Genomic DNA, 1147 nt, shown 5'->3' with positions numbered 1-1147 from the left:
CTTTTTCTGTTATACCAACCTTCAATATATTTAAATATAGCTATATTAGCTTCTTCGAAGGTACGGTATGTATTTCTATATATTTCTTCCTTCTTTATTGAAGAATGGAAAGATTCTATACAAGCATTGTCATATGGGCATCCTTTTTTACTAAATGATTGTGTAATATTAAATTCTTTACACAGTTCTTTTAAATCATTACTAGTGTATTGGGAGCCTAAGTCACTATGGAATATTAGCTGCTTATTCTTATCAGGACTTTGGCAGTAATAAGCATTTTTTAAAGCTTTAGAAACTAAATCATTGGTCATCCTTTTACCGAAAGCGTAGCCAATGATTTTTCTAGAGTGTAAATCAAGAACTGACGCTAAATAGCACCAACCATCTGTTATAGTATGAATATATGTAATATCTCCTACCCATTTTTCATTAATAGAAATAGTTGTAAAATCTCTTTTTAAAACGTTTTCTAAACCTTCTGCTACCTTTTTATCTGAATGAGGCTTGTATTTTTTTACAGTTATTGCACAAAGGCCAAGTTCAGTCATTCTTCTTTGAACTCTTTTTAAGGAGATATCAAAGCCTTCAGTACCAAGTATATGATGAATCCTAGGAGCTCCATATATACCTTTATTAGCTTTATATATCCTTATAATAGCTGTTTTTAACTCCTCATTTTCTACTTCTCTTGCAGATTTAGTTTTATCAAAAAATTTATAATATGTGCTCCTGGCTACGCCTAGAACGGTACACATAGTCTTAATATCATGGTTGTTTTTATTACTATCTATAAATTCTATTACGTGGTCTAATTTCTTGTTGCAAATATGGCCATAGCTTTTTTTAATATTTCATTTTCCTCTTTAATCTTTGCCATTTCTTTCTTTAAAGCTTTAACTTCCTTCAAAGTCATAACTTCATTTTCATCCACTTTAATTTCCTTTATATCTTTGATCCAGCCGTTAATTGTTGATTTTGCAATGCCATATTCGCTACTTAGCTCAGCCAAGCTCATTCCTGACTTAAATAAGTCTACTATCATGTCTTTATATTCTTGATCATATCTTCTGCCCTTACTCATAATGGACACATCCTTTCTTAACTAAATATTATTTTACTTAGTTCGACTTAATGTGTCCACTACTTT

The 1147-nt window shown here is 30.6% G+C and carries 2 protein-coding genes; both read right to left on the bottom strand.

From position 1 onward, the window contains the following. On the bottom strand, nt 1–791 hold a 791-nt coding region (locus tag BUA70_RS12875; RefSeq protein ID WP_244277566.1), incomplete at its 3' end, for an IS3 family transposase. Nucleotides 792–808: 17 nt separating this feature from the next. Beyond that, nucleotides 809–1081 carry a transposase gene (locus tag BUA70_RS12870; RefSeq protein WP_072897918.1) on the bottom strand — a complete coding sequence of 91 codons (273 nt, stop codon included), beginning with the start codon at nt 1079–1081 and terminating at the stop codon, nt 809–811. Nucleotides 1082–1147 lie beyond the last annotated feature (66 nt).

The sequence above is a fragment of the Clostridium fallax genome, assembly GCF_900129365.1.
GTDB classification, from domain to species: Bacteria; Bacillota; Clostridia; order Clostridiales; family Clostridiaceae; genus Clostridium_AH; species Clostridium_AH fallax.
Note: the sequence above shows the minus strand (reverse complement) of the source record. Positions and strands in the feature narration are given on the sequence as shown.